This window comes from Umezawaea sp. Da 62-37 (assembly GCF_032460545.1).
Lineage (GTDB): Bacteria > Actinomycetota > Actinomycetes > Mycobacteriales > Pseudonocardiaceae > Umezawaea.
This window is the reverse complement of record NZ_CP135965.1, coordinates 10,989,187-11,013,203: the sequence shown is the minus strand read 5'-3', so window position 1 is coordinate 11,013,203 and position 24,017 is coordinate 10,989,187. Positions and strand designations below refer to the sequence as shown.

Below are 24,017 nucleotides of genomic sequence, written 5' to 3'. Positions count from 1 at the left end.
AGGCTTTGGATCGGGGGCTGAGGGGGAGGTCTGGCTTCGCCAGCATCGAGCTTCGCCGGACAGGGCATCCGACGCTCCGCGACGGATAGGGCATCCGGGGCTCCGCCCTTGGACAGGGCATCCGAGCTTCGCCGGACAAGGCATCCGGCGCTCCGCGACGGACTTGGGCATCCGAGCTTCGCCGGACAAGGCAGCCGACGCTCCGCGACGGACTTGGGCGTCCGGGCTTCGCGGATGAAAGCGTTGTCGGGCTTGGGTGTGGGTGGCTAGGTGAGTAGGTATTCGCCGCCGCAGGATTCGATCAGGGTGGAGCCGAAGAGGGCCGCGGGGGTGTGGGAGCCGGGTTTGCCGGTGCCTGCGAGCAGGCGGTGGGCGATTTCTGCGGGGACGGCGCCGGTGCAGGACTGCGCGTCGCCGACGCGTACCCAGCCCTCGCGGGTGGTGCCGTCGGCCCAGCGGAGGTGGGCGTGTCCCCATGAGTACTCGCGGGGGCGGGGGCGGGCTTTGAGGTTGACCTTGGCGAGTCTGCGCTTGGTGAACTCGCGTACCGGGCCGATCGACAGCAGGGTGGTGGCGAGGGGTAGGAGCGCGCGGATGACGGGTGAGGACGGGGTTTCGCTTGAGGCGGCGATGACGGACGGGGCGCCGCTGGCGCGTTGGGCGGCGATGAGTTCGCCCAGCGGAATGCCGGCGGTGGTGACCGTGGAGCCGTCGGGCAGGACGAGGGGTTGCGCGTCGGCGCCGATGCGGGTCGCGATCAGGCGGCCGTCGCGGTAGCTGCGGCCGTCGAACCGCCGTCCGCCGGGGACTCCGGGCAGGCCGTCGAGGAGGGTGCCCGCGAGTGCTTCGCCGACGGTTCCGGCCTCGACGTCCAGTGAGGGCACCATGTCCACGCGGACCCAGGTGGGGGCGGGGCGGTCTTCGCACAGCTTGACGACGACGCTTTCGGTGGTGGTCACGCCGAATCCGGCGCCTGTCACCAGGGTTCGGCCCGCGGTGGCGGCGGCCTCGTCGAGGTCGAACACGCCGGAGACGGCGGCCAGGTCGTTGGCGAGGTCGACGTAGTGGCTGCCCGGTAGGCAGGCCCGGATGATCGGCGCCGCCGTGGCGGTGAACGGGCCGACCGTGTTGATGACCACGGCGGGCCGCTGCCGCCGGATCTCGTCCGCCATCACCTCGACGGTGGCCGCGACCACGGTTCGACCGCCGCCGAACCGCGCGGCGGTCTCCGCGAGCCGGGCGGCGTTCCTGCCGACCAGCACCGGCGTCACGCCCCTGTTCACCAACTCCTCCGCGATCGCCCGACCGCTGCGGCCGGTGCCACCCAGAATCCAGACCTCGGTGCTCATCACTTGCTCCGATCGACCGCCGCTGCCGCCCGAGTGACGACACGCGATGTCATGAGTCTACACAGTCATGACATGGCGTGTCATCACAGTGCGGTCACCACCACCTCCCTAAGATCAACCGATGCCCGGACGAGCACCGACCGCCCGCCAAGTCCTGCGCTGGTCACGTCGACTGGTCGCCGTCCTGATCACCGCCTGCGCGCTGGCTGGCGCGGTACGGCTGGTCGTGCCCGCCACGGCGGGGACGAGCGGTGAGGCGGTCGGGGTCCGGCGGCAACTGGCGTTCCTGCGCACGGCGCTGGACGACGGAGCGGGAGGGCAAGCGCAGGGCCTGTTCCCGGAGGGGTACTTCTTCCTGCACGCGCTGTACGGCCTGAGCTGGGTCGAGATCGGGATGCGCCGGCCGGTGGACGAGCGGGCGGAGGCGTTGGGGGAAGCCCGGTACGCGTTGGAGCGCTTGGACTCCCCGGCGGGCACCGCACCGTTCAGCCCGACTCTCGTGCCGCCGTACGGCGTCTTCCACCGCGGGTGGAGCAACTGGCTGCGCGGTGGGGTGTTGAGCCTGCAACCGGCCGAGCGGCGCGACCCGGCGGAACTGGCGCGGTTCGCCGAGGACTCCGCCGAACTCGGCGCGGCGTTCGACGCGTCGGACTCGCCGTACCTGGAGGCGTACCCCGGCCAGGCGTGGCCGGTGGACTCGACCGTGGCGATGGCGTCGTTGCGGCTGCACGACGAGCTGCTGCCCGCGCGGTTCCCGTCGACCGTCGAGAGGTGGGTCCGCGAGGTGCGCGGGCGGCTCGACCCGGACACCGGCCTGCTCCCCCACCGGGCCGATCCCGGCACGGGCGAGCCGGTCGAGGTGGCCAGGGGGAGTTCGCAGAGCCTCGTGCAGCGCTTCCTCCCCGAGATCGATCCGGTCTTCGCGGGCGAGCAGTACCAACGATTCCGCGACCGGTACGTCGTCTCACCGCTCGGCCTCGGCCCCGGTGTGCGGGAGTACCCCGAGGGCGTGGACGGTCCGGCCGACGTCGACTCCGGGCCGCTCCCGCTCGGCGTGAGCCTGTCCGCGACCGTGGTCACGATCGGCGCCGCCCAGGTGCACGGCGACGACGCGCTGGCCGGGGCGTTGGCGAACTACGCCGAACTGGTCGGCGTGCCGGTCGACACCCCGTGGACCAAGCGGTACGGCTTCGGCCTGCTCCCCGTCGGCGACGCGTTCCTGGCGTGGTCGAAGACGGCACGGCCGTGGGTGGCGCAGGCGTCCCCGCCGTCGTCGAGCTTCTCGTGGTGGTGGCGGACGCCGTTGTTGGCGCTGCTGGCCGTTCTCGGTGCGGTGCCGTGGATTCCGACGTTGGTGCGACGACGTCGGACAGAGCCCGATCGTCGTCCGGCGGAGACACCGGACCTTGCAGCTGCACCGTGACGACGGCGCTCTGGGCGCTCTCCGCACCGCGCCAGTGGGCCGCGAACAGCGGAGTCGTCGAGTAGACCCACTCCCCTGCCGGCACACCGGGTTCGACGCACGAAGTCGCCGCGACCACGCCCACGCACCCGCCACGCGGGGTGAGCGCGGTCCGGTCGTACCGGGTGATCGCGTAGCCGTCCACGGCGAGGCCGGTGGACAGGGTGGTGGCGTCCCACGCGACCGTGATGACATCACCGTCGGCCGTCGCGGTCGGCGTGGCCCCCCGGTCCACGGACGCCGCCGCCGACGAGCCGTGGTCGCCTCCGGCGGAACCCACCGTCCAGTCCGCTCGTGCGATACCGACCGGGGTGGCCACGACGAGGAGGAGCACCAGGGACACCCGGCGCACGGCGGTCATGGCGCGACGACCAGGTGGACGGCGATGATCGCGCCCTGGCACGCGTTCGCTGCGGTGGTGCCCATGGTGATGGCCTCCGGCAAGATGATCGTGAGGGTGTCCGCCGCGGGCGCGGTCCACCCGGTCGACCGCGCGGTGAAGCCCAGCGCCGCCGTGGAGCAGCCCAGGTGGTCCTCATCGACGGTGAACCCGCCGGAACCGCGGGCGGTGTCGAGGACGATGGATCCGAAGTGGACGGTGAAGGGGTTCCGGTTCGCCACGACCAGCACGACGTCCGCCGATGCGCCGGGGCGCAGGGTCGCCGCGGGGGTCGCGGAGCCGAGTTCGACGGGGACGGCCGTGCCGGTCGTCGCGGACTCGGCCCCGTCGCCGGAACCACCCCAGTGGGCGGACGCCGTGCCGTCCACGACGAGGACCAGGACGACGGCGAGCGCGGCCGCGACCAGGCGCGGCATCACCGGTCACCCCTGGTCCCGGAGGCGGTGTAGTCGAGCGTCAACGACGCGCCCTTGCAGCCGTCCTGGTCGACGGGCAGGTCCCGCATTCCCAGGCGCGGCCACGTGGTCGACGGGAACCCGAGTCCGCTGAGGGTGTTCGTGGCGCGGGCCGCCAGCGTGACGCGGAGGTCCGCGGGGGCCTGGTCGACCTCGAAGTCGTCGACCGCGCAGGAGCCGGGCGCGACGACCCCGCGGACCACCACGGTGAGGCCGGTGATCGACAGGCCGACGTCGTGCGGGTTGGTGAACCTCAGGTCGAGCGGCACCACGACCCCCGGTGAGATCGTCCCGGCCAGGTCGCCCTCGATGCGCACGACCTGCACCGCGCCACCGGCGTCGCCCGCCCCGGTCCCGGCCGTGACCGCGGACTCGCACCCGCGGAGGAACAGGAGCACGACCACGGCGATGAGCACCAGGGCACAAGCGGTCAGCGAGGTCCGGCGCGTGGTCTTCGTCATCATCTGCCTCCCTCCGTCAGCGGGGACGACCAGCGGGATCAGGCCCGCCGGCCGTCCACCGGTCGGTCAGCTGACGGTGTAGAGGAGGTTGACCGTGGCGCCCTGGCAACCGTCCTGGTTGACGCCGGAGTTGGCGAAGGCGATGGTCGCGCCGCTCCAGGCGCCCACTCCGGTCCCGGCGGGCACCTCGGCGTTGACCGGCATGGTCGGGTTGACGAGGGCGTAGTCGGCGGCGGTGCAGGCGCCGACGGCCCCCAAGGCCTGGGTGACCCCGTCGATGGAGACCGTCACGTCGGTGACGTACACGGGGCCGGTGTTGGCGTTGTCGAAGTTGCCCGACAGGGTCTGCGGGGCCACTCCCGGCCCCATGGCGGTCACGGTGCTCGTCTGCTGCACCACCACGTCGGCGCTCACGCCGGTCCCCGCGCTGCCGGTGCCCGTGCCGCCCGCGGTCCAGAACGCGTAGGCGACACCGGTCCCGGCGAGGAGGAGAACGGCTCCTGCGACCACGACGGTGAACTTCCTGCTGAACTTGCGCATCATGCAACCCCTGACGAATCGGGAGGAACGGAAGAAGGATGTTTCCGTTGCGGTAGAACGACCGTAGGCCGGTGTTCCCACCCGTTCGTCAGGCTGACCTCTGGACTGCGTCAAGTTCGGACAGGGCCCGTCAGCCCCCTTCGCACAACGCTTTCCGCAACCGCCGGTGCGCGTCGGCCATGATCTCCGGGAAGTCGGCGGGCTCGCCTGCTTCCACCCACTGCCGGAACGCCGCCGCGAACGCCGCCACCCCCGCCTTCGCGACGAGGATCGCCGTGAAGGCGTCGACCTCCCTGCGCTCCAGGGCTTCCGCGATGGCCGACGCCAACGACTCCAGCTTGATCAGCTCGCGCTCCCGCAGTTCGGTCGAGGACTCGACGACGCGCTGGCGCCGGCGGACGGGCTCACCCCACCGCGCGAGTCCGGCACCGCCGTCGGACAGGGCCGTCATCACGACGTCGACGGGCCTCGCCGTCGCCGGGGCCGCGCGCACCGCCTCGACGATCGTGTTCTCGAGGTCGGCGGCGCCCGCGAACATCACCTCGCGCTTGTCGGCGAAGTGTCGGAAGAACGACCGCTTCTTCAGCCCGGCGTGCTCGGCGATCTCCGCGACGGTGACCGCGTCGTACCCCCGTTCGAAGATCAGCTCCATCGCGGCCAGGTACAGCCTGTTGTCGGCGTCGGGCCCCCATCGCGGCATGAGTCCCATCCTAGTCGTGTCGACACCGGGTGTCATCACTGCTACGTTCATGAGGACACCGGGTGTCATCACCTTCACCGCTCGTGGAGGAGCCCCCGGTCCGACGGAGGTCAGGATCATGCGCGTATTCGTCACCGGCGCCACCGGGTTCATCGGTTCCGCGGTCGTCGCGGAGCTGATCGCGAACGGCCACGAGGTGCTCGGCCTCGCCCGTTCCGACGCGGCCGCCGAGTCGCTCAAGGCGGCGGGCGCCATCCCGCACCGGGGATCCACCGAGGACGTCGACAGCCTGCGCGCGGGTGCCGCCCAGGCCGACGGCGCCATCCACACCGCGTTCTTCCACGCGTTCTCGCACGCGAGCCTCGGCACCCGGATGCGCGTGGTGCTCGGCGGCAGTCCCCGCAACGTCGTGTCCCGCTTCCTCGCCGCCACGCTGGCCACCGATCTCGGTGCCATCAACGCGATCGGCGGCTCGCTCACCGGTCCCGACCGCCCGTTCGTGGCGGCGTTCGGCACCATGGCCCTGGCCCCCGGCCGCCTCGGCACCGAGGACGACGAGATCGACCCACGGTCCGTGGGCGGTGCCCGAGGAGCCGCCGAACAGGCGATGCGCGACCTCGCCGGGCGCGGCGTCCGGACGTCCGTCGTGCGGCTGCCGCCCGTGGTCCACGGCGACGGCGACCGCGGGGGCTTCCTGCCGATGATGATCGCCGCCGCCCGCAAGCACGGGGTCGTCAGCCACGTGGGTGACGGCGGCAACCGGTGGCCCGCCGTGCACCGCCTCGACGCCGCGCGGCTTTTCGTGCAGGCGCTGGAGAAGGGCGACGCGGGCTCGCGCCACCACGCGATCGCCGAGGAGGGCGTCCCCGTGATCGACATCGCGACCGCGATCGGCAGGCGCCTCGACCTGCCTACGCGATCCGCGACCCCCGGCGAGATCAAGGCCGGGTACGGCTTCCTGGCACCCTTCATCGGCACCGACAACCCGACGTCCGGCGCGGTGACGAAGGCCCGGCTGGGCTGGGAGCCCACCCACCGGTCGCTGCTGGACGACCTCCGGGACGGGACCTACTTCACGGGGTAGACCGCGCCCCGGCCGGCGCGACGGCGGCGTCCATGGCCGACCGGATCCGGTCCGCCCGCTCCCGCATCGACTGGACGTCGAAGCGCTCGGCCAGTTCCAACGCCTTGGCGCGGTGGTCGTGCGCGGACTCCCGGTCGCCGACCGCCTCGTCGACGTCGCCGAGCGCGGCCAGGACGTCCACCTCGTCGGACGGGTGCGGGATCCCGACGAGCGCGCCGGTCAGGCATTCGCGCGCGGCGGCCAGGTCGCCGCGCCGGGTGAGCACCACTCCCCGCAGGTACCGGACGTAGGTCAGGGACGTGGCGGCCCTGGAGTCGTCGAACAGCCGCTCGGCCTCGTCGACCACGGCCATCGTCTCGTCCAGCTCGCCGAGCGCCAGCAGGCCCTCGGCCAGCCTGGTCAGCATCACCCCCAGGTTCTGCCCGTCGTCCGCCATGGTGACCCGGTAGCGGGCGATCTCCTGGCGCTGGGCGGCGACGGCCTCCTCGAACCGCCCCGCCTTGTGCAGGAGTTCGCCGAGGAACGACCGGGCGAGGGCCTCCCCGGTGCCGTACGCCGCCCGGTGGAACAGCGCGCACGCCGACTCCACCCTGCGCACGGCTTCGGGGAGGTCGCCGAACATCCGCTCGACGGCGCCGCGGTACACCTCGGCCCACCCCTGCTCGACGAGGTCCCCTGCCGCCTTCGCGGCCTTCGCGGCGCGGAGGGACAGCTCCTTGCCCCGCACGGGGTCGCCGAACAGCGTGGCGACCGTCCAGCAGAGGAAGTTCAGCTGCACCGCCTGGTCCCGCACGCTGCCGAGCGCCGTCGCCGCGGCCTCCCCCGCCGTGAACACCTCCAGCCACAGCTCGGCGTCACCGCGGGAGTCGGAGTACCAGTGCATGGCGGTGGCGACGTCGAGCACCAGCCGGTGCCGTCCGGCGAGCACGGCGGCCCGCAGCGCGCCGCGCCAGTTCGCCGTCTCCACCGCCAGCCAGTCGGCCGCCGCGCCCTGGTCGGGGAACTGCTCGCCGGGCGTGGCCGGCTGCTCGGGCCGGAAGCCCAACGCGGCCTCCACCGCCTTGTCCAGCAACCACTTCCCCGTCGTCGCCCGCTTCCGTTCGGCCTCGGCGGCGCCCTCCTCCCGGGTGAGGAGTTCCGCGGCGAACACCCGGAGCAGGTCGTGGCAGCCGTAGCGGTCCGGTGAGGTGCCCGCGCGGAGCAGGCTGGCGTCGAGCAGGTCCTCCAGCGCCCGTTCGGCGACCTCGACGGGCTGGTCGGCGGCGACCGCGGCCAGGTCGGCGCCGGTGTCGGTGCCGGGGATCACCGCGAGCCTGCGGAACAGCTCCGCCGACTCTGCGCGCAGGTGCCGGTAGGACGTCGCGAACGCGGCCCGCACCTGCACGTCCCCGACCGCGAGCGCGGACAGCCGTCGACGCTCGTCCGCCAGCTCGGTCACGAGCGCGCCCATCGGCGACGCGGGCATGCCCGCCAGCCGGTTGCCCGCGATCCGCACCGCCAGCGGCACCCCGTCGCACAGCTCCGCGACCCGCCGCGCCGCGGGGAGGTCCGCCGCCACCCGTTCGGCACCGGCGATCGCGCTCAGGAGGTCGACGGCCTGCTGCCGGTCGAGCAGGCCGGGCTCGACCCGGACGACGGCGTCCAGCCCCGCCAGGGTGTTCCGGCTCGTGACCAGCACGACCGAACCGGGGCTGTGCGCCAGCAGCGGCCGGACCTGGGCCTCGGTGGCCGAGTTGTCCAGCAGCAGCAGGACTTTCCGGGTCGCCAGCAGCGATCGGTAGCGCGCCAGGCGGTGTTCGCCGTCGGCCGGGATGGAGTCGGTGGCGACCCCCATCGCGCGCAGCAGCAGGTGCGCCGCGTCGGCGGGAGGGAGCGGTTCGTCGTCCATGCCGCGCAGGTCCAGGAAGAACCGGCCGCCGGGGAAGCGGCCCGCCATCCGGTGCGCGGCGTGCACGGCCAGGGTGGACTTGCCGATGCCCGGAGCGCCGTGCACCACGGCGACCACCAGTTGCTGCTCGTCGCCGACCTCCGTCAGCCGGGCCAGTTCCGGCGCACGGCCCGCCAGGTCGGTGATGGCCTCCGGCAGCGCGCACGGCGCTTCCCCCTGCTCCGCGGCCCGGTTCCGGCTCGTCCGCCGCGCGGACAGGAGGCCGTCCGCCTCCGCCTCGGACAGCTCCAGGCCGGCGGCGAGCAGTTCCGCGGTGCGCCGCTGGGGAGCGCGCGCCCGACCGCGTTCCATGTCGGCGATGGCCCGGACGCTGACCCCGGTGCGGGTCGACAGCTGCTCCTGGGTCCACGCGCCGCGCAGCCTGAAGAACCGCAGCAGATCACCGAACAGCGGTTCGTCCGACGGCGGTGCTCCGGGCATGGTGGTGTGCTCCTGCTCGTTCGGGTCGGGGAACGGCAGAGGATATCGGTGCGCGGCGACCGCCGGTCCCGCGCAGTTCGTCGGTGGCGGACGAAGTGCTCGGCACGGGCTCGGTCGGGCAGGGCGCGCGACGCCGTGCCGCCGTCCGGGTGGGACGACACGGCCCCGATCGCGCCCTGCCCGATCCGGCGTTCCGGAACACTCGCGTGTGGACGGACGGGTTTCCCGGCTACACCAGCGGAACCCGGCCCCAGGCCTGGCAGACCATCTCGCGGACCACGACGCTGTGCGGGTTCGCCAGGTGCTCGCCGAGCTCACCGACGATGTCGTCCAGCTCGACCTCCGTGACGAGCCCCTTGTCCAGGAGCCTCGACCGGGCGCGGTTCGCGAAGTACAGCATCAGCCCGTGGTCCGGGTCGCCCGACATGACCGCGGGCACCGTGGGCGCGAAGCCGACGTCGACGACCCCCGCCGAGCGGAGCAGGGCGGGCAGCTTCTGCCCCTGGTGCACGTCGCCGCTCCACTCCCGCGCGAGCAGGGTGCGGAGCCGGTCCCACACCGGGGCGGTTGGGACGCAGGTCCACGACGTCCAGTCCATCTCGTGCAGCGCGATCCAGCCGCCGGGGCGGGTGATCCGGACCATCTCCCGGACGATGCCCGCAGGGTCGGGGACGTTGACCAGGAGCAGCCGGGCGTGCGCGAAGTCGACGCAGTCGTCCGGCAGTCCGCAGTCGTCGGCGGACGCCGTGACGGCGTCCACGTTGGCGAGCCCGTTCTCCTCGGCCCAGCCCCTGACGGCCTCCGCCATGGACTCCTGCACGTCGACACCGGTCACGCTCCCGGTCGGCCCCACCCTGTCGTGCAGCAGGTCCATGATCCCGAGCGGCCCGCAGCCCATGTCCACCGCGCGCCACCCCGGCAGCACTCCCACGCGGTCGAGCAACGCCGAACTGAGGTCGCGGAGGCCCTCCCCTTGTCTCAGCAGCCTGAGTCGTTCGTCCGGCGAGCCACCGAGCAGGTAATCGGCTCTTCTGGATTCAGCAACGGCACGCACTGGAGCCCTCTATTCTGCTGCACCACAAAGTGGGATGAGGGCCGGTAAACTAGCAAGGTCGTCAAATCGGTGTCAATAATCGGCTGTGAACAATTCACGACTTTTCCCGACAACGTACCCCTCTACCAGGTAAGCCGAAGTGACAACGTCGGTGAAGCTTGACGAATAATGCACACAGTGCTATTAGCTGGTCGAGCACGGCTGAACAACTCGCACATAGTGGGAACTGCACCGACATGACGGCGAGAGCACGTCTGCGCCGCTCAGCGAATTCGTTGCGGCAGTACTTCCCATTCACCATCGACGTCGCTGTAAATCGCACGGTGGACCGCCGACCGCAAACGTCGGGTACTGTTTCGCGAGGTAAAGAAGAACCCGGTGAATATGTCACTCTTCATGGTGAAAATTGCCCGTGAAGGTTGACAACAATGGATGCGGAGTGGCGCGTGGACGTGGTCCGTGAGTCGGCCCTGGCGGGCCGGGTCGTGCTGTGGGAGGAGTCGGCGCGCGACGGCGCCCAGGGCAAAACGCTGATGGACGCGGGGTTCCGGGTCGAGCTGGCCCGCGGCCAGGGTCGGGTCTTCGGCGACGACGGGCCGCGGCACGTGGTGTTCGCGGCCGGGTTCCCCGCGGTGTGCGAGCAGGAGTTCGAGGCGGTTCGCCGCGTCGCCGCCGAGGCCGAGGGCGCGGTGAGCGTGGCCGCGGTGTGCCGGGGCACGGCGTCCGACGTGCGGCAGGCCCTCGCGTCGGTCAAGGGCAGCGCGCACGCCCGGATCATGGTGGTCGTGCCCGCCTCGGAGGCGATGGCGCGGGTGATGGTCCACCGCACCGCGCGCCAGGCGCTCGACGACGGCGTCGGCCTCGTCGCGCTGGCCCGCGACCTCGACGACGCGGTGGCCGTGGACGTGTGCCTGGCCGACGCCTCGCGGGCCGACCACGCGCTGATGGCCGACTACGCCAACGTCGTGACCGCCGCGGGCGCGGGCGTCGTCGTCCTCGCCGACACGGTCGGGTGCCAGCTGCCCGCCGAGACGTCCGCCATGTTCACCCGCGTCGCGGAGCAGGCCGACGACGGCGTGGTGCTCGGCTCGCACCTGCACAACGACCTCGGTCTGGGGCTGGCCAACACCCTCCAGGCCGCCGCGGCCGGGGTGCGCGTGCTGTCCAGCTCCTGGCTGGGCGTCGCCGAGCGCTCGGGCATGGTCGCCACCGAGCAGCTGCTGTTCCTGCTGGGCGGCGATCCCGACCGGGCCGCCGACGTGATCGGCGTCCCCGACGGCCGGGCGCTGTGGTGGACCGCGCCGGACCTCACGCGCCTGCCCGCGCTCACGCGGGCCGTCTCCGCGCACACCGGTGTGCCGCTCACGGTCACCACGCCGATCGTCGGCACCGGGGTCGGCACGATCTCCACCGGCACCCCGTTCGTCCACCCCGGACTGTTCCAGCCCTTCGACCCCTTGGCGCTGCTGGGGATCGAGCCGACCGTGGTCCTCACCCACCTGGCCAGCGCCCGCGTCGTCACCGCCGTCGCCGCGCGCCTCGGCCACGACCTGGACCGCGAGCAGGCCAGGTCCGCGATGGGCTGGGTGAAGGAGCACGCCTACCGCACCGGTCGCGCGGTCGTCGAGGACCGGGCCTTCGCCGAGCACCTCGACCTCCTCACCGCCGGGCAGGACACGCCGTGCCCGTGACCGACCTGGACGGCGCCCGCCGCGCCCTCGACGCGGGCGGCGCGGTGGTGCTGCCCAACCCGGCGCCGCTGACCCACGTGGTGGCGAGCGCCCGCCCCGACGCGGTGAACACGGCCAAGGGCCGCCCCGCCGACCAGCCGGTCGCCCTGTGGGCGCACCACGACGACACCTGGCGTTCCCTGGCGCCCTCGATCGCCCTGGACGGCCCTCCCGCGGCGTTCGTCCGCCGCCTGCTCACCGACGAACTCCTCACCCTCCTCGTCCCCCTCCGCCCCGAGGCGCCTGCATGGCTGGCGCCAGCGAGCAAGGACGGCTGGGCACTGCTGTTCGGCGCCCGCTGGACTCCGCTGCTCCCGTTGCTGGACCGCTTCCCGGTCCTGTACGTCAGCAGCGCCAACACCACCGGCCACCCGCCCGCCGCCACCACGGCCGAGGCGACCGCCATGTTCGCCCCGACGACACCGGTCCTCGCCCTGGCGGACTCGGGCCCGCCTGTCGCCCGGCAGGCAACCACCACGCTCCGCCTGCACGCGGACGGCACGCTCGATCTGCACCGCCACGGCGCCCAGGACCACCCGCACCCGGACGCCGCCGACTACCTGCGCCGCCTTCGGAGTTAGCCGGACGGTGCGTCGATCCGCACCCGGTCGCTGTCGCCGTCGGACAGGAACGACGCCAGGGCCTGCCCCTGTTCGGCCACGGCGTCGCGTTCGGCTCCGGACAGGCCGCGCAGGGGCGTGACGACGACGGTGTCGGCGGTGGCGGTCCACGTGGCCGAGACCCGGCCGTCGACCAGGACGACGCGGGTGCCCGCGACCGACAGGCCGCGGTGGGCGTCGTCGACGATCCGGCCTCGGTCGTGGTAGCCGAGGATCGCGTTGTCGAACGCTGGCAGGAACCGCACCGGTGCCGGGACGTCGGGGTCGGGGCGGGGCGCGTCGGGGAGGTCGAGCAGTTCCCGGCCGCGCTCGTCGCGGAAGGCGACCAGTTCACCGCGCACCGCGGCCACCGCGGCGGGCAGTCCGGCCAGGCCGCACCAGGCCCGCAGGTCGGCTGAAGCCGCGGGCCCGAAGGCGGCGAGGTAGCGCCGCACCAGTTGCTGGCCGACGGGGTCGGAGGCGTCCGGGGACGGAGGGCTGATGTCCTGCCCCAGCCAGGACGGGAGCGGCAGGTAGCGGGCCCCGCCCCTGGTCCGCCACAGCCCGCGCGGCGGCAGCTGCGCCATCGGGACGAGGGCCGCGACCACCACCTCCCCCAACGGCCGCGGACCTGGCGCGGGCCAGCGGTCGGACAGGGCGCGGGCGATCTCCGACATCGTGCGCGGCTCGTCGTCGGCCAGCACCTCCCGGCCCGCCGCCGCCAGCTCCTCCAGGTCGACCCCGTCGAGCTCGCGGCGGTAGGTCCCCAGCACCCGTTGCCGCAGCATGGCGTCGTGGCGGGCCCGCCAGGCCAGCGTGTCGGCCGCGGTGAGCAGGTGCACGGTGCGGCGCATCAGGTGCGTCCGCACCACGCTCCTGCCGACCAGCAGGTCCGACAGCACCGCCGGGTCGAACGCGCGCAGCCGCGACCAGAGCCCGACGAACGGTTCCTGCGGTTCCTGGGCCTGGAGACCGCCGAGGTGCGCGACGGCGTCGAGGACCGGCAGGTCGGAGCGGTCCAGCAGCAGCTGCCGGGCCAGGGTCGCGCGGTTGAGCGCACGGGTGCCGAGGACGGTCATGCCGCGCCGCGCTCCCCCGCCGGACGCCGGCGCAGCGCCGGGCGGGTGATCGCCGGCGGCGAGTAGGCGATGTCGAGCGGGCCTACGTCGTCCCCCGGTTCGGCGATCCGGTCGATCGCGTCGAGCACCTCGTCGTCGAGAACGGTCCCGGCGCCCGCCAGGACGTCCTCCAGGTGCTCCGCCGTGCGGGGACCGATGATCGCCGAGGTGACGTCGGGGTGGGCGATGGTGAACGCCATCGCCAGGTGCGTCAACGACATGCCCGCCTCCTCCGCCAGCGGGATCAGCCGCTCGACCGCGTCCAGTTTGCGCTCGTCGGTCAGGTGCCGCGACACCCAGCGCATCCGCGGGTTGTCGGGCCTGGCCTGGCCCTTGCGGTAGCGGCCGGTCAGCATCCCCGACGCCAGCGGGCTCCACACCAGCACGCCGATGCCGTAGCGCGCGCACGTCGGCAGGACTTCGCGCTCGACGCCGCGGTTGAGGATCGAGTAGGTGGGCTGCTCGGTGCGGAACCGCTGGAGCCCGTGGCGGTCGGCCGCCCACTGGGCTTCGACGATCTCCGACGCGGGCAGGTTCGACGACCCGATGGCGCGCACCTTGCCCGCGCGCACCAGGTCGGTCAGCACCGACAGCGTCTCCTCGACGTCGGTGTCCGGGTCGGGGTGGTGGACCTGGTAGAGGTCGATGCGGTCGGTCCTCAGGCGCCGCAGCGAGTCCTCGACCGCGGTGGTGATCCACCGCCGGGAGCTGCCGCGGCGGTTGGGGTCGTCCCCCATCGGTCCGTTGACCTTGGTGGCCAGCACGACGTCGTCGCGCCTGCCCTCCAGCGCCGCGCCGAGGATCTCCTCCGACTCGCTGCCGGAGTACACGTCGGCCGTGTCGATGAAGTTGATCCCCGCGTCCAGCGCCCGGTGGACCATCCGGGCGCAGTCGTCGCGGTCGGTGTTGCCCGCCTGGCCGAACATCATGGTGCCCAGGCAGTACGGGCTGACCCGGATGCCGGTCCGCCCCAACTCGCGCGTCTTCACGGTGTGCTCGTTCCCTTGTTCGGTGGTGGTCCCGGCCGCGCTTCGACCGGCACGTGGCCACGGTCGCAGGCGTAGCGGACAGGACGTGACCGCTTCTCCGGGCATCATGGAGGACATGCCGAAGACTTCAGCGCGACTGCTGTCGTTGCTCTCGCTGCTCCAGACGCGTCGCGACTGGCCGGGGGCGGCGCTGGCCGAACGGCTGGACATCAGCCCGCGCACCGTGCGCCGCGACGTCGACCGGTTGCGCGGACTCGGCTACCCCATCGCGGCGTTCAAGGGTCCCGACGGCGGGTACCGGCTCGGAGCGGGCGCGGAGCTGCCCCCGCTGCTGTTCGACGACGAGCAGGCCGTCGCGCTGGCCATCGCGCTCCAGATCGCGACCACCAGCGGCGTGGGCATCGAGGAGGCCGCGGCGCGCGCGCTGAACACCGTCCGGCAGGTCATGCCCGACCGGCTGCGCCGCCGCGTCGACACCCTCCGGTTCACCACCGTCGATCGCCCGTCGGCCCGGACGGAACCGCAGGTCGACGGCACCGTGCTGGTGGCGCTCAGCGCCGCCGTCCACGCGCGGGAGGTGCTGCGCTTCGACTACCCCGGACCGGACGACGGCGACGACGCCCCCCGTCCGCCGCGCCGGGCGCAGCCGCACCACCTGGTGACCTGGGGCGGGCGCTGGTACCTCGTCGCGTGGGACCTCGACCGCGAGGACTGGCGCACGTTCCGCGCCGACCGGATCACCCCGCGCACCCCCACCGGCCCGCGCTTCACGCCGCGCGAGCTGCCCGGCGGTGACGTCGCCACGTTCGTGGCGGCCAGGTTCCGCGGCTCCGACAGCTCCGCCGAGTGGCCCTGCCGGGGTGAGGTGGTCCTGGACCTGCCCGCGGCCGCCGTGTCCGAGTACACCCGCGACGGCGTCGTCGAAGCGCTCGGCCCCGACCGCTGCCGGCTGGTCGTCGGCTCCTGGTCGTGGCCCGCGCTGGCCGCGTCCATCGGCCGGTTCGACGCCGACGTCGAGGTCGTCGGCCCGCCCGAGCTCAGGGACGCCTTCGCCCTCCTGGGCCGCCGGTACACCGCCGCGGCGACCGACCCACCGGCCCGATGAGCCGGTGCAGCATGATGTCCGCGTGGAACAGAGCTCCGGGAGTGCGGTAGTCGTCGGGTCGAAGGACGAGCTGGGCGGACTGCTGCGGCGGATCACCGCCGTCACGCGCGCGGTGTCGGACGACCTCCGGAAGCCGGTGGACGACGAGGCGGCGCGACGGTTGACCGCCGAACTCGACGAGATGGCCGTCGCCGTGCGCGACCTGCCGCTGCGGCGGCCGTGGACCGGGATCGTCCGCACGGTCGACGAGACCGCGGGCGACGTCCTCGCCGCCGTGCGCGACCTGCTCGAACCGGCCGAGGACCAGGAACAGCGGCACCTCGACCGGCTGCCGCTCCGCGTCGCCGAACTGGAGGCCGCGCAGGCACTCCTCGACGCCGACACCACCTCCGACCTCGACGCCCTAACGAGCTTCAGCGAGCTGGCGAGCCGGGTCACCGGCAGCACGGATCCCCTCGTCTGGGACGACCGCGGGTGGTCCGCCATCGAGACCGCCATCGGCGAACCGCTGCCCCGGCTGACCGGGCTCGGCGTCCAACTGCTGGTGCTGGCGCTGCCGGCGCGGGTGGTGTTCGACGAGGTGTCGTTCGACGACGCCGTGCGGACGTCCTACGCGGCCTTCCGCTCCTCGCCCGACCGGCTGGCCGCGCTGCTCGGCGATCCCCACGTGCGGGCCGACCTCGCCGAGGCGCACGACCACCTGATGTCCGGCAGGCTGGTCACCGCCGCGCTGCGGGCCGCTTCCCACCCGGAGGACACCGCGCTGCCGGACCTGGCCCGCGACCTGGCCGACGGCCTCGGCAGGCGGCTGGCGACGGCGCTGCGGGCCGTCCGGACCGACACCCCGTACGGCACGCTGCGCGCCGAGGTCGACGACGCGCCCGCCGCCGATGTCGACGTCCGGGACCCGCTCGACCACCACATCGCGGGCATCGAGGCCGTCCACGCCGCGTACATCGGCCTGATCGTCGCGGCGGCGCGGAGCCGGGCCGACCTGTCCGACCCGCGCGGTCTCGACCTGCTCGGCCTCGACGCCGCGCGGACGACCGAGGTCGGGCTCCGCATCTGGGGTTGGCAGGTCGACTCCGTCTCGCTCGACGACACCTCGCTGACCGTGGAGGCGACGCTGCCCCTCGACGCGAAGGTGGTGACGGCCATCGGCGTGATCGCCCCGTACCTGCCGGAGGGGGTGTCGACGGTCGCCCTCACCCTCACCGGCCCCGACGACCGCCGTCACCACCTCGAAGGGCCGCTGGCCCCCTGGAACGCCTACAGCACACCGGACAGCGACAAGACCGTCGCCCTCGCCGACGTGCTCGGCTCCCTCGTCTTCGACGGCGCCCCCGCCATGCCGCGGGCCGTGCACCGCAGGCTCGTGGCCACCTGGGCCGCGACGGGGATGAAGCAGGACCCGCCGGTCGCCGTCCCCCGCCTGCGCCGCCTCCGCGAGTCCGCGCGGCTCGTGGGCGACGACGAGCTGGCCAGCGCGGTGACCGGCGTGATCACCGTCGTCCGCAACGGCCTCCAGAAGGTCATGCTCGACCCGAAGTCCGCCAAGGACCTGCCCCTCCTGATCGGGTGGGCGCGCACCCCGGCACCCGACCCCGCGGCCTTCGCCGACACCCTCGGCGCGCTCGCGATCCTGCAGAGCACCCCCACGCAGAGCGCTCCCGCCCAGAGCGCCCCCGCGCAGGAGGCCCCGGTCCAGGACACCCCGGCCCAGGACGTCCCCGCGTCCGATCAGACGTAGGCGAACAGCGGGGGGAAGACCAGGACGACGATCCAGGCCCACCCCGCGAACACCGGGAGGTACGCGGTCTGCCAGCGTTCGACCGCCGCGAAGGGCGTGCGGCGGCGGACGAGTCCCAGCGCCAGCCACGCCGACCAGGCGAGGTTGGCCAGCAGGATGACGTTCTCCCCGAGCGCCGCCGCCTTGTTGGGGGTGGTGCCGAACTCGGTGATGCGCCCGGTGATCTCCAGCAGCACCAGCACGTCGATGATCAGCGCGCTGACGACGAGGGCGAGTTGGAGCTTGTCGAACAGGCTGGGCGGGGCCAGCGGGTCGCGGGCGGAGATCGAGTAGAGCAGCAGCGCCAGCACCACGACGAGCAGCAGGTCGAACAGGATCAGCGCCTCCCGCTCGACGTCGATGGCGCCGCTGGTCACGGCGAGCGCGACGAGGAAGGCCAGCAGCACCGCGGTGAACAGCGGCGTGAACAGCCGGGTGAGCACCGGGGCGATGTTCTCGACGACGCTCTGCTTGGCCTCCACGAGCCAGCCCGCCACCACCAGGCCCGCCGCCGCGCCGCAGGGGACGAGCCACTGGCCGACGAACGCGTCCGGTGTGATCCCGATGGCCGCGAAAGTCCCGAACAGGAACGCGACGAGCACCGCTCCGCCGAGGGCGATGAGGACGTAGTAGATGAAGCACTCGCCGGTGAAGCGGACGAAGTCCATCCGCCGTCGCGGGGCGCGCAGGTCGTCCGACACGTAGGCGAGGCCGACCACGAACCACAGCGCGATGGCGAGGTGGATGGCGGTCAGCACCAACGACTGGGACTCCTCCCCGAGCGGGAAGGCGTTGGCCCCCACCGCTCCGAGCGCGAACAGCGCCACCAGGACCGCGATCACCGCCCTCCCTGCCCTGCGGCGCCAGGCGAGGAAACCCGCCAGCCAGGGCAGCACGAGCAGGGTGGCGTTGGTCGCGTAGAACGCGGGGTCGTCGTCGAAGCCCTTGCCGAGCAGTTCGGGCACCTTGACCGCCACCGCCGCGCCCGCCGCGCAGGCGATCATGGCGAGCAGGTCGCGCCGCGAGCGCGGGGTGTCCCGCTCCGGGCCGTCGGTGTCGCCGCTGAGCACCAACTGCTTCCACAGCCGTTCGGAGTGCTCCCTGGCGAACTCGCGGGACAGGTCGTCCAGGCTCCCCATGCGCTTGACCGCGACCAGGAACGCCTCGTCGGCGTGCAGGCCGACGGCGACCAGCTCGTCCACCGAGCCGCGGAGGTGGTCCTCGAGCTCGTCCGCGTCGGAGGACCGCAGCTCCTTGCGGCGCTGCACGTAGTGCCGCCACTGGGAGAACTGCGCTTCCAGCCCGTCCTGACCGTCCGTCATGCGAGTCCCCCCAACGCGGCCGACGGGCTGCCGCCCGCGCCGTTCCAGATCTCCTTGAGCGCGTCCACGACCGTGTCCCACTGCCTGCGCTGCTCGGCCAGCTCGGCCAGGCCGCTGCGGGTCACGCGGTAGTACTTGCGCCGCCGCTCCCCCACGACCGACCGCCAGCTGGACTCCACGTGGCCGAGCCGTTCGAGCCGGTGCAGCAGCGGGTAGAGCAACCCCTCGGTCCAGTCCAGCTCTCCCCCGGACAGCTCGTTGATCCTCTTGAGGATGGCGTAGCCGTAGCTGTCCGCCTCCGCCAGGATGCCCAGCACCATCGGCGTCGCCGAGGCGGCCACCAGATCCTTCGCGACTTTCACGCGACCTCCACCCGTCTCGTACCTAGCTCTGCGATGCATAGTAGCGCTAGGTATCGGACGGCGCAAAGACGCCCAGGGGTGCAGGACGTTCACGAATGTGACCGGAACAGGGCGCCCCTGTTCACGAACATGACCGGCGACATTGCCCTTTCCCCGAAAGAGACCCGGCGGCGATCATCGGCGACATCCTCCGACCTGTGCGTTCGATCGAATTCGACGGCGATGATGTCGAACGAGCCCGAAAACCGCCGTTGACCAGCCGGTTACGCCCCATCTACAGTCCGACGGGAAAGCGGTTTCCGGCGCGAACGGGCACGAAGCGCCTTCTCCAATTCGATTTCCACCATTGCACCGCCATGCGTGGATGGGATTCGCGAGCACATTTTCGACAAGGCCGAACACCAGTCCCGGAATCGCGGGACGTCGGGAAGTGGAGTTGTCATGAGCACATCGGATCGACCCCCGTCCACGCGGAGGTCGCACGGCACGCGGTGGCGGTTGGGCGCGGCGGCGGCCGTGAGCGCCACCGCGCTGGCGGCCACGATCGCCGCCCTGCCGATCGCCTCGCCGGCGGAGGCGGCGGTCGGCGCGGGGACGTACGCGGTCGCGAACTCGGGCAGCGGGCTCTGCCTCGACGTGCCGGGGGGCAGCACGGCGAGCGGCGTGCAGCTCCAGCAGGCGTCGTGCGCGGGCAGCGCGGGCCAGAAGTGGGTGCTGACCGCGGCCAGCGGCGGGTTCCGAATCTCCTCGGTCGCCAGCGGTCTGTGCGTCGGCGTCCGGGACGCCTCGACGTCGGCGGGCAAGGCGGTCGAGCAGGAGTCGTGCACCGGCGCCGCGGGCCAGGTCTGGTCGTTGACCGAGAGCGGGACCGGCTACCGCGTGGTCGACACCAACGGCGGCAAGTGCCTGAACCTCAAGGACAACTCCACCTCCGCGGGCGCGCTGGCGCAGACGAACTCCTGCGACAGCGCGGCCACCAAGCAGTGGGCGTTCACCGTCGCGGGCGGTGGTGGTGGTCCGACCACGACCACCACGACGACGACCACCACGACCCCGCCGGGCGGCGGCGGCGGTGACGGCAGCGGGGCTTGGCCGTCCGATACCGGCAGCGTGCACCAGACGACGACGGTCAACGCGGGCACGTTCTTCGACGGCGGCATGAAGCGCTACTACGGCATCGGCGACGGCGGCCAGGGCGAGAGCCAGGACCCGATGTTCGAGGTCGCCAACGGCGGCACCATCCAGAACGTCCTCCTGGACGCCCCCGCGGGCGACGGCATCCACTGCCTGGGGTCCTGCACGATCCGCAACGTGTGGTGGAACGACGTCGGCGAGGACGCCGCCACGTTCCTGAGCGCCAGCTCGTCGGCCACCTACCTGGTGGACGGCGGCGGCGCGAAGTCCGCCGAGGACAAGGTGTTCCAGCACAACGGCGCGGGCACGCTGACCATCCGCAACTTCCAGGTGCACAGCTCCGGCAAGCTGTACCGGGCGTGCGGCAACTGCACCACGTCCTACAAGCGCAACGTGGTCCTGGACGGCGTGACCGCGCGGTCCACGAAGGCGCTCGCGGGCATCAACACCAACTGGGGCGACACCGCCCGGTTCTCGCGGATCACCGTCTACGGCACCACCTCGATCTGCGACAAGTACAAGGGCGTGCCGAAGGGCGAGGAGCCCACGAAGATCGGCTCCGGTGCCGACGGCGTGAACTGCATCTACCAGCCGTCCGACATCACCCAGAAGTAGCGCCGACCGGAATCGGGGTCGTGTCCTCGCAGGTCACGGCCCCGATTCCAGGCCCACTAGACCGTCGTGGCGATTGACAGCCACGCACCCGAACCTCAATCTGGGAGCGCTCCCAGATCGCCGCTACTGTCAACGAGGACACTCGACGATGCGCACACGTTCCACGGTTCTCCCCGTCCTGGCCATGGTCGCCGCGTCAATCCTGGTGCCGGACGCGGGGGCGGACGCCGCCCCCGGCGTGAGCGTCACCGTCAACGCCCGAGCCGGGTTGGAGACCGTCAGCGACACCGCTGTCGGCGCCAACCACGCCATCTGGGACACGACGCTCGGCACGCCCGAGGTCGCCGACCTGATGAAGGGCGCGGGCGTGCAGGCCCTGCGCTACCCCGGCGGCTCCTACTCCGACATCTACCACTGGCGCGACCACACCGCGCCCGGCGGCTACGTCGCCCCCAACACCGACTTCGACCACTTCATGGCGGGTGCCCAGCGCGCCGGGGCCAAGCCGATCGTCACCGCCAACTACGGCACCGGCACGCCGCAGGAAGCCGCCGACTGGGTCCGCTACGCCAACGTCGAGAAGCACTACGGCGTGAAGTACTGGGAGATCGGCAACGAGATCTACGGCAACGGCCACTACGGCTCCGGCTGGGAGGCCGACGACCACCCGGAGAAGACCCCGGCGGAGTACGCGACGTACGTCAGGCAGTACGCCGAGGCGATGAAGGCCGTCGACCCGACGATCAAGATCGGCGTCGTGCTGACGACGCCGGGCGAGTGGCCGGACGGGATCGTGGCCGCGGGCGACGCGGGCACGTGGAACCAGGTCGTGCTGTCGATCGCGGGCCCGGTCGTGGACTTCGGGATCGTGCACTGGTACCCGACCGGGACCAACGGTCCCGAGTCGCTGTCCAAGACCAACCGGGTCGCCGACTTCGTGCGGATGGCCCGCGAGCAGGCGACCCGCTACGCGCACAAGGACCTGCCCATCTCGCTGACCGAGGTCAACACCTCCTACGGGATGAACACCCAGCCGGGGGCGCTGTTCGCGGCGGACGCCTACGCGACCCTGTTGGAGAACGGCGTGTTCACCGTCGACTGGTGGAACGTCCACAACGGACCGACGAGCTACTCCACGGTCGCCGGGCAGCCCGACTACGCCGACTTCGGGCTGCTGTCCAGCGCGCAGTGCCTGGCCGACGGGACGACCTGCGAACCGGGGCTCAACACGCCGTTCGCGCCGTACTACGCGCTGGCGATGACGTCGAAGTTCGCCGGGCCCGGCGACCAGCTCGTCCAGGCCGCCGCGTCCGACCCGCTGGTCAAGGTGCACGCCACCCGCAAGCGCGACGGCGGCCTGGCGGTCCTGCTGCTCAACCAGGACCCGGACGCCGCCAAGACGGTCGCCCTGGACTACGCGGGCTTCACCCCGGCTGCGAGCGCGCAGGTCCTGACCTACACCAACGGCGCCAAGAGCATCGCGACCACGACGGGCACCAGCGCGGCCACGACGCTCCCGCCGTACTCGTTGACCACGCTCGTCCTGCGTCCCAAGACCGCCACCGCGCTGCCCGCCGCGCCCGCCCGTCCCACGGCGTCCGCGGTCACCGACCGCGAGGCCACCATCTCGTGGACGCCGACCATTCCGGGCGTGAAGTACGAGATCCACCGCCAGGTCGGCACGACGACCCAGCAGTGGGGTGAGACCACGGGTACCTCCTTCACCGTCCACAACCTCACGCCCGCCACGCGGTACACGGTCAACGTGGTCGCCCGCGACAGCGCGGGCCGCGTCTCGTGGTCCTCGCCGCCGGTCACCTTCACCACCGCCACCCCGGCCGCGTCGACCTGCGCGGTCGCGTTCGCCGACGTCAACGACTGGGGCAACGGCTACGTGGGCAGCGTCGACATCACCAACACCGGCACCACCCCGGTGGACACCTGGGCGCTGACGTTCGAGTGGCCGACCACGTGGCAGCAGGTCAGCAGCGGCTGGAGCGGCACCTGGACCCAGACCGGCACCACCGTGCAGGTCGCCAGCAACGCCGACAACCGCGTCATCGCACCCGGCGCCACGACGAACACCGGGTTCGTCGGCGCCTACCAGGGGCCCAACGCGCCGCCGACCGCGTTCCGGCTCAACGGCACCCTCTGCACGACCCGCTGAGGCCGGCTTCCCGCCGTGCGACCGTGTTATCGTCGGTCGCACGGCGGGACCCACGCCGAACCTCCACCGACCGCCCCCAGCGCGGTCCTCCACCGGAGGCAAAGGGACTTCTCGTCTCGGGTCGCTGTCCTGGTCTGTCCGGTCTCGGACGTGGTGGTCGCTGGGGGACGCCGTTCGAGGCGCGGAAGGCCAGACGTGACGGCGAACGGGAACCTCAAGCGCAGGGTACGTGCCCGCGCGGCCAGAACCGGCGAGTCCTACACCGCCGCGCTCCGGCACTTCCGACCGACTCCACCAGGAGACGACATGTCGGAGACGAGAACCCTGCGGCTGGCGGTGGCGCAGACCCACCTGCGCCCGGATCCCGGTGACCGCGACGAGTTGCGCGAGAGCGGCCGTGACGTGCGGGCGCTGGTGCGCGAGGCGCACGAGGCGGGCGCGCGGGTCGTGCACTTCCCCGAGGGCGCGATGTGCTCGCCCCACAAACGCGTCATGTCCGCCGACGGCCCGGACCGGGTCGGGCCCGCCCGGTGGGACCGGTTCGACTGGGAGGTCCACCGGCGGGAGCTGACCGCCACGGCCGCGTTGGCCGGTGAGCTGGGAATCTGGGTCGTCCTCGGGGCCGTGCACCGGTTGACGGGGCCGCGGCGTCCGCACAACAGCCTGTACGTGATCTCCGATCGCGGCCGGGTCGCCACGCGCTACGACGAGCGGATGCTGTCGAACACGAAGGTCACCCGCATGTACACGCCGGGGGCGGCTCCGGTCACCTTCGAGGTCGACGGCGTGCGGTTCGGGCTGGCGCTGGGCATGGAGGTCCACTTCCCCGAGGTGTTCCTCGAGTACGAGCGGCTCGACGTCGACTGCGTCCTGTTCTCCACGGCGGGACCGGGCGGCCCGGACGTGGACGACGTCTTCGCCCTGGAGGCGCGGGCGCACGCGGCCACCAACAGCTTCTGGGTGAGCTGCTCGGGTCCCGCGACGGTCGACGCCCCGTCGGGCATCACCTCCCCCGACGGCAGGTGGGCCGCGCGCTGTCCCCGTGACGGGGTGCGGGCGATCGTGGTCGCCGACCTCGGCCGCGACCCGGACGACCCGGCGCGGCCGTGGCGGCGCACGGCGCGCTCGGGCGTCTACGACCCGCACCTCGCGCACGACGACGTGCGGAGCGGGGACCGGAGCGCGTTCTGATCCCACCGCCGGTCCGCGGACAC

General features: G+C 72.6%; 20 protein-coding genes. 9 read left to right on the top strand and 11 right to left on the bottom strand.

Features of this window, described 5'->3' with window-relative positions; all coding sequences use genetic code 11:
* Window positions 1-266: 266 nt before the first annotated feature.
* Window positions 267-1,349 (bottom strand): NAD(P)-binding domain-containing protein, encoded by a 1,083-nt coding sequence (locus RM788_RS49595; RefSeq protein ID WP_315928507.1) that lies wholly within the window; start codon window positions 1,347-1,349, stop codon window positions 267-269.
* 121 nt (window positions 1,350-1,470) lie between these two features.
* Between RM788_RS49595 and RM788_RS49590 the strand changes: the two genes are divergently transcribed.
* A complete protein-coding gene (locus tag RM788_RS49590; RefSeq protein WP_315928505.1) occupies window positions 1,471-2,772 on the top strand; it encodes a hypothetical protein in 1,302 nt (433 codons plus the stop codon).
* A 396-nt stretch (window positions 2,773-3,168) separates the two neighbouring features.
* Here RM788_RS49590 and RM788_RS49585 read toward each other — a convergent pair whose 3' ends face one another.
* From RM788_RS49585 to RM788_RS49570, 4 genes are all read right to left on the bottom strand, one after another.
* Window positions 3,169-3,627, bottom strand: a complete 459-nt coding sequence (locus RM788_RS49585) for a hypothetical protein (RefSeq protein ID WP_315928503.1) — start codon at window positions 3,625-3,627, stop codon at window positions 3,169-3,171.
* Window positions 3,627-4,127 carry a hypothetical protein gene (locus RM788_RS49580; protein ID WP_315928501.1) on the bottom strand — a complete coding sequence of 167 codons (501 nt, stop codon included), beginning with the start codon at window positions 4,125-4,127 and terminating at the stop codon, window positions 3,627-3,629. Before RM788_RS49580 ends, RM788_RS49585 begins: the two co-directional genes overlap by 1 nt.
* A 66-nt stretch (window positions 4,128-4,193) precedes the next feature.
* Entirely contained in the window at window positions 4,194-4,667 is a 474-nt protein-coding gene (locus RM788_RS49575; protein ID WP_315928499.1) for a hypothetical protein, read from the bottom strand.
* A gap of 130 nt (window positions 4,668-4,797) precedes the next feature.
* Window positions 4,798-5,367, bottom strand: coding sequence for a TetR/AcrR family transcriptional regulator (locus RM788_RS49570; protein ID WP_315928497.1), 570 nt, complete (start codon window positions 5,365-5,367; stop codon window positions 4,798-4,800).
* Between the two features lie 118 nt (window positions 5,368-5,485).
* Here RM788_RS49570 and RM788_RS49565 point away from each other — a divergent pair, with 118 nt between their 5' ends.
* A complete protein-coding gene (locus RM788_RS49565; RefSeq protein ID WP_315928495.1) occupies window positions 5,486-6,451 on the top strand; it encodes an SDR family oxidoreductase in 966 nt (321 codons plus the stop codon).
* Here RM788_RS49565 and RM788_RS49560 read toward each other — a convergent pair.
* Both RM788_RS49560 and RM788_RS49555 read right to left on the bottom strand, forming a co-directional pair.
* Window positions 6,441-8,819 (bottom strand): ATP-binding protein, encoded by a 2,379-nt coding sequence (locus RM788_RS49560; protein ID WP_315928493.1) that lies wholly within the window; start codon window positions 8,817-8,819, stop codon window positions 6,441-6,443. The two genes, RM788_RS49565 and RM788_RS49560, sit on opposite strands and share 11 nt — an antisense overlap.
* Before the next feature lie 229 nt (window positions 8,820-9,048).
* Complete coding sequence (locus RM788_RS49555) at window positions 9,049-9,762, bottom strand: methyltransferase domain-containing protein (protein ID WP_315928491.1); 714 nt, start codon at window positions 9,760-9,762, stop codon at window positions 9,049-9,051.
* A 557-nt stretch (window positions 9,763-10,319) separates the two neighbouring features.
* Here RM788_RS49555 and RM788_RS49550 point away from each other — a divergent pair.
* Window positions 10,320-11,564, top strand: a complete 1,245-nt coding sequence (locus tag RM788_RS49550; protein WP_315928489.1) for a hydroxymethylglutaryl-CoA lyase-like TIM-barrel protein — start codon at window positions 10,320-10,322, stop codon at window positions 11,562-11,564.
* Window positions 11,555-12,184, top strand: coding sequence for a Sua5/YciO/YrdC/YwlC family protein (locus tag RM788_RS49545; RefSeq protein WP_315928487.1), 630 nt, complete (start codon window positions 11,555-11,557; stop codon window positions 12,182-12,184). Before RM788_RS49550 ends, RM788_RS49545 begins: the two co-directional genes overlap by 10 nt.
* Here the strand turns inward: RM788_RS49545 and RM788_RS49540 are convergent.
* Together RM788_RS49540 and RM788_RS49535 are read right to left on the bottom strand one after the other, a co-directional pair.
* Complete coding sequence (locus RM788_RS49540; protein ID WP_315928485.1) at window positions 12,181-13,281, bottom strand: winged helix DNA-binding domain-containing protein; 1,101 nt, start codon at window positions 13,279-13,281, stop codon at window positions 12,181-12,183. The two genes, RM788_RS49545 and RM788_RS49540, sit on opposite strands and share 4 nt — an antisense overlap.
* Window positions 13,278-14,309: an aldo/keto reductase gene (locus RM788_RS49535; RefSeq protein WP_315928483.1), complete on the bottom strand. Its 1,032-nt coding sequence runs from the start codon at window positions 14,307-14,309 to the stop codon at window positions 13,278-13,280. The genes RM788_RS49540 and RM788_RS49535 overlap by 4 nt, the downstream gene beginning before the upstream one ends.
* 115 nt (window positions 14,310-14,424) lie before the next feature.
* Here RM788_RS49535 and RM788_RS49530 point away from each other — a divergent pair, with 115 nt between their 5' ends.
* A complete protein-coding gene (locus tag RM788_RS49530) occupies window positions 14,425-15,414 on the top strand; it encodes a helix-turn-helix transcriptional regulator (RefSeq protein ID WP_315928481.1) in 990 nt (329 codons plus the stop codon).
* A 22-nt stretch (window positions 15,415-15,436) separates the two neighbouring features.
* Window positions 15,437-17,164, top strand: coding sequence for a hypothetical protein (locus RM788_RS49525; protein WP_315928479.1), 1,728 nt, complete (start codon window positions 15,437-15,439; stop codon window positions 17,162-17,164).
* On the opposite strand, the gene RM788_RS49520 is transcribed toward RM788_RS49525, so the two are convergent.
* Both RM788_RS49520 and RM788_RS49515 read right to left on the bottom strand, forming a co-directional pair.
* Entirely contained in the window at window positions 17,155-18,525 is a 1,371-nt protein-coding gene (locus RM788_RS49520; RefSeq protein WP_315928477.1) for a permease prefix domain 1-containing protein, read from the bottom strand. The two genes, RM788_RS49525 and RM788_RS49520, sit on opposite strands and share 10 nt — an antisense overlap.
* Window positions 18,522-18,887: a PadR family transcriptional regulator gene (locus RM788_RS49515; protein WP_315928475.1), complete on the bottom strand. Its 366-nt coding sequence runs from the start codon at window positions 18,885-18,887 to the stop codon at window positions 18,522-18,524. The genes RM788_RS49520 and RM788_RS49515 overlap by 4 nt, the downstream gene beginning before the upstream one ends.
* Before the next feature lie 441 nt (window positions 18,888-19,328).
* Here RM788_RS49515 and RM788_RS49510 point away from each other — a divergent pair, with 441 nt between their 5' ends.
* The 3 genes from RM788_RS49510 (at window position 19,329) to RM788_RS49500 (ending at window position 23,994) form a co-directional block, all read left to right on the top strand.
* Window positions 19,329-20,636 (top strand): pectate lyase, encoded by a 1,308-nt coding sequence (locus tag RM788_RS49510; RefSeq protein ID WP_315928472.1) that lies wholly within the window; start codon window positions 19,329-19,331, stop codon window positions 20,634-20,636.
* 148 nt (window positions 20,637-20,784) lie between these two features.
* Complete coding sequence (locus tag RM788_RS49505) at window positions 20,785-22,803, top strand: cellulose binding domain-containing protein (RefSeq protein ID WP_315928470.1); 2,019 nt, start codon at window positions 20,785-20,787, stop codon at window positions 22,801-22,803.
* 306 nt (window positions 22,804-23,109) lie between these two features.
* Entirely contained in the window at window positions 23,110-23,994 is an 885-nt protein-coding gene (locus RM788_RS49500) for a carbon-nitrogen hydrolase family protein (protein WP_315928468.1), read from the top strand.
* Window positions 23,995-24,017 lie beyond the last annotated feature (23 nt).

Bases quoted from the DNA above. Each gene is read 5' to 3' on its own strand.
- RM788_RS49595 (WP_315928507.1), bottom strand. From the start codon at position 1,349: ATGAGCACCGAGGTCTGGATTCTGGGTGGCACCGGCCGCAGCGGTCGG.
- RM788_RS49590 (WP_315928505.1), top strand. From the start codon at position 1,471: ATGCCCGGACGAGCACCGACCGCCCGCCAAGTCCTGCGCTGGTCACGT.
- RM788_RS49585 (WP_315928503.1), bottom strand. From the start codon at position 3,627: ATGCCGCGCCTGGTCGCGGCCGCGCTCGCCGTCGTCCTGGTCCTCGTC.
- RM788_RS49580 (WP_315928501.1), bottom strand. From the start codon at position 4,127: ATGACGAAGACCACGCGCCGGACCTCGCTGACCGCTTGTGCCCTGGTG.
- RM788_RS49575 (WP_315928499.1), bottom strand. From the start codon at position 4,667: ATGCGCAAGTTCAGCAGGAAGTTCACCGTCGTGGTCGCAGGAGCCGTT.
- RM788_RS49570 (WP_315928497.1), bottom strand. From the start codon at position 5,367: ATGCCGCGATGGGGGCCCGACGCCGACAACAGGCTGTACCTGGCCGCG.
- RM788_RS49565 (WP_315928495.1), top strand. From the start codon at position 5,486: ATGCGCGTATTCGTCACCGGCGCCACCGGGTTCATCGGTTCCGCGGTC.
- RM788_RS49560 (WP_315928493.1), bottom strand. From the start codon at position 8,819: ATGCCCGGAGCACCGCCGTCGGACGAACCGCTGTTCGGTGATCTGCTG.
- RM788_RS49540 (WP_315928485.1), bottom strand. From the start codon at position 13,281: ATGACCGTCCTCGGCACCCGTGCGCTCAACCGCGCGACCCTGGCCCGG.
- RM788_RS49530 (WP_315928481.1), top strand. From the start codon at position 14,425: ATGCCGAAGACTTCAGCGCGACTGCTGTCGTTGCTCTCGCTGCTCCAG.
- RM788_RS49520 (WP_315928477.1), bottom strand. From the start codon at position 18,525: ATGACGGACGGTCAGGACGGGCTGGAAGCGCAGTTCTCCCAGTGGCGG.
- RM788_RS49510 (WP_315928472.1), top strand. From the start codon at position 19,329: ATGAGCACATCGGATCGACCCCCGTCCACGCGGAGGTCGCACGGCACG.
- RM788_RS49505 (WP_315928470.1), top strand. From the start codon at position 20,785: ATGCGCACACGTTCCACGGTTCTCCCCGTCCTGGCCATGGTCGCCGCG.
- RM788_RS49500 (WP_315928468.1), top strand. From the start codon at position 23,110: ATGTCGGAGACGAGAACCCTGCGGCTGGCGGTGGCGCAGACCCACCTG.